Annotated in this window: 3 protein-coding genes and 1 pseudogene; 2 read left to right on the forward strand and 2 right to left on the reverse strand. The window is 75.1% G+C overall.

Annotated features, from left to right (window positions below):
* Positions 1-515 (reverse strand): Rossmann-fold NAD(P)-binding domain-containing protein (locus G5C65_RS34415; RefSeq protein WP_478501621.1); only part of this gene is annotated, 515 nt, incomplete at its 3' end.
* Positions 516-674: 159 nt separating this feature from the next.
* Here G5C65_RS34415 and G5C65_RS34420 point away from each other — a divergent pair.
* Complete coding sequence (locus tag G5C65_RS34420) at positions 675-1,277, forward strand: TIGR03086 family metal-binding protein (protein WP_165302992.1); 603 nt, start codon at positions 675-677, stop codon at positions 1,275-1,277.
* Positions 1,278-1,323: 46 nt separating this feature from the next.
* Here G5C65_RS34420 and G5C65_RS34425 read toward each other — a convergent pair whose 3' ends face one another.
* Entirely contained in the window at positions 1,324-2,775 is a 1,452-nt protein-coding gene (locus G5C65_RS34425; RefSeq protein WP_165302993.1) for an FG-GAP-like repeat-containing protein, read from the reverse strand.
* 143 nt (positions 2,776-2,918) lie between these two features.
* Between G5C65_RS34425 and G5C65_RS34430 the strand changes: the two are divergent.
* Positions 2,919-3,103 (forward strand): annotated as a pseudogene (locus G5C65_RS34430) (alpha/beta fold hydrolase); the annotation flags it as partial.

Consider the following 3,103-nt stretch of genomic DNA (forward strand, 5'->3'; position numbering starts at 1 on the left):
GGCTGGAGCCCGGGGAACATGGTGTCGCGCACCACCGACCGGTAGCCGTCGGCGCCGATCACCACGTCGAACCGCTCCCGGCCGCCGTCTGCGAGGGCCAGCGTCACCCCGTCGGCGTCCTCCTCGACGGCCGTGACGCTCGCCCCGGTCCGGTAGTCCACCTCGTCGGGCACGCGGCGGCGCAGTTCGCTCCACAGCGGCCCCCAGGAGTACGCGCGGAAGGGGAAGTCCTGCACCTGGAGGTCCCGGCCCAGCGCCGCGCCCCCCGCGTCGTCCCGCACGGTCCAGATCCGGCGCTCCAGCGGGCCCCAGGGCATGCCGTCGTCCACGTATCCGGCGTCCGCCAGCTCGGCGTAGCGGTCGGCGTGCATGGCCAGGCCGACGCCCCGCTCCCGCAGCTGACCGGCGGCCCGCTCGAAGAGCGTGACCCGCTCGGCGCCGCCGCGCACGGCCGCCAGAGCCGTTGCGCACCCCGCGATGCTGCCGCCCACGACGGCGACGCTGCCTGCATGCATGACGGTCTCTCCTCCACTCCTCGGCGATCCCCGCACCCGGGGCCCGGCACACGGTTCCGTGCCGCCCGCACATGGTCAAGTGCGCCTGGGGACAGGGGACTCGGGACGCGGCGGGTGTGCGATGCTGAAGATCCATCACATCACCAGGGAGGTTCGCCCATGGATCCGTCCTCGATACCCGACACCCGGCCGCTGTACGACCGCGCGCTGGCCCAGCTGAGGGCCATCGCCGCGAGCGCCGCGCCCGAGCGGCTCGACGCGCCGACGCCCTGCACCGAGTGGACCGTGCGGGAGCTGCTGGGGCACACGCTCACGGTCGCGGACCGGCTGGCGGCCATGGCCGAGGGCGCCGAGCCGCCGCCGTTCGACGCGATCGCCACCGCTCCGGGGGACGACTTCGCCGCCGCGTTCGCCGACCGCGCCGAGCGGGTGCGCGCCACCTGGGCCGACGACGCCGTGCTCGACCGGACGTTCACGCTGCCGTTCGGCGACTGGAACGGACGGGCCTCGATCGCGGTAGCCGCGTCCGACGCCTGTATGCACGCGTGGGACGCCGCGCGGGCGCTCGGGCAGAGCACCGAAGGGCTGGACGCCGAACTCGCCGAGCTGGCGCGTGAGGTGGTCGGCGCGCTCGCGCCGCCCGAGTCCAGGACCGAGGAGCATGTGCCCTTCGACCCGGTCCGCGAGGCGCCCGAGGGCGCCGACACCTACACCCGGCTCGCCGCGTGGATGGGCCGCGACCCGGAGTGGGCCGCGGCCTGAGTCCGTCCCCGGAGGGACCCCGGCGGGGCCCCTCGGCGGGAGCCCCTCAGCGGGGGAACGTCATGCCCAGGCGGGCGTTCGCCGCCGGGGCTCCCAGCGCCGCCGGGCCCCAGGAGGCGATCCCGTCCGTCGCCAGGCCGCCGGACGCGGAGCCCCGCAGCACCCACACCGCACCCGCCTCGGGCTGGGACGCCGTGCCGTCCTCCCCGGGGGCGCCGACGGCGAGGTCGTCGTAGCCGTCGGCGTCCGTGTTGCCGAGCGCGACGGCCTTGCCGAACGCGTCCTCGGCCTCCACGGCCCCCGGGACGCCGGAGGTGCCCTGGTGGAACGCCTTGGCGCCGGTGCCGCTCAGCCCGCCGGAGCCGCCGAGCAGCTGGACGGCGGCACCGGTGTCCTTGCCGGAGGCGCCGCTGCCGATGTCCTCGCCGGGCACGCCCGCCACGACATCGGCGTAGCCGTCGCCGTTGACGTCCCCGGTGGCCAGCGAGGCGCCGAACTGGTCGCCGTCCTCGTTGGCTCCGGGCACCCCCGGGCTGTTCTGGTCCAGGGTGGTCGTACGGGTCTTGCTGGGCCCGTCGTCCGTGCCGTACAGCACCTTCACGGTGCCGTGGTCGTAGGGCAGGTTCTCCAGGACGCCGCCCGGGACGGTGCGGATGACGAGGTCGCCGCGGCCGTCCTTGTCCACGTCCCCGATGGCGGCCGTCGCCGCGTCCTCGACGGGCACCGGCTTCCCCGCTCCGCTCCTGCCGCCCGGCCAGAACTGCGAGGAGCGGGACATCTCCTCGAAGCCGTAGGTGGCGAAGACGTCGTCGATGCCGTCCCCCGTCACGTCCCCGACGGTGATCTCGCCCAGGTCGCTGTCGCCCACGTCGGCGGTCAGGTCCTCGGTGGACGCGGGCTCGCCGCCCGTGAACGGGCCGTGCAGCACCTGGAGCGCGGAGCCGCCCCAGCCGCCGCCCTTGGCGGTGACCAGGTCGGCGTACCCGTCCCCGTTGACGTCGCCCGCCGCCATCCGGCTGCCGTTGACGTCGTCGCCGGCCACCGTGACGCCCTTCGTGAGGCCCTCGCCCTTGGCGCCCCAGATGATGGTGACCCCGGCCCGGCCGCCCAGGTTGGACACGGCGAGGTCGGTGACGCCGTCGCTGTTGAAGTCGCGGGCCGTCAGGACGCCGCCCCAGCCTCCGCCCTTCTCCGGGTCCCCGGGGATGCCGTCGGTCTGCTGCGTGATGACCTGCCGGCGCTGGGTGTCGGCGCCGTTCGGCGAGCCGTAGACCACCGTGACGTACCCGGCGTCCTCGACGTCGCCGACCGTGCCGTACGGGCCGGGGCTCACCGTGTCCGCGTAGCCGTCGCCGTTGAAGTCGGCCTTGTACGCGGCGGCCACCCTGGCCTTGACGTCGTCCGTGCCGGCTGCCGCGGTGGGCGCGGCGGCCAGCGGAACTCCCAGGGCCAGGGCCACCACTCCCGCGGCCGAGGCCGTCAGCGTTCTCTTGCGCACAGTTCCTCCCATAGGCGTGCCCTGCGGATGGATCATGTCCACCACGTGAGACCCGTCACACCCGGCGACGGTTGTACGGAACCCCGCGTCCAAGTGAACGGCGGTCCACGAGAATGCGCCGCAATTCCGGCACACTCCCCCATATGCCCCACTACACGTCCTACGACGGCGCCCGGCTCGCCTATCGCACCCTGGGCGAGGCGAGCGCCTCAGCGCCGCTGGTCTGCCTCGCGGGCGGCCCGGCGCGCGAGGCCGCCTACCTCGGAGACCTCGGCGGGCTCAGCGCCTACCGCCCGCTCGTCATCCCCGACTCGCGCGGCACGGGCGG

It is taken from the genome of Streptomyces boncukensis (genome assembly GCF_011045075.1).
Lineage (GTDB): Bacteria > Actinomycetota > Actinomycetes > Streptomycetales > Streptomycetaceae > Streptomyces > Streptomyces boncukensis.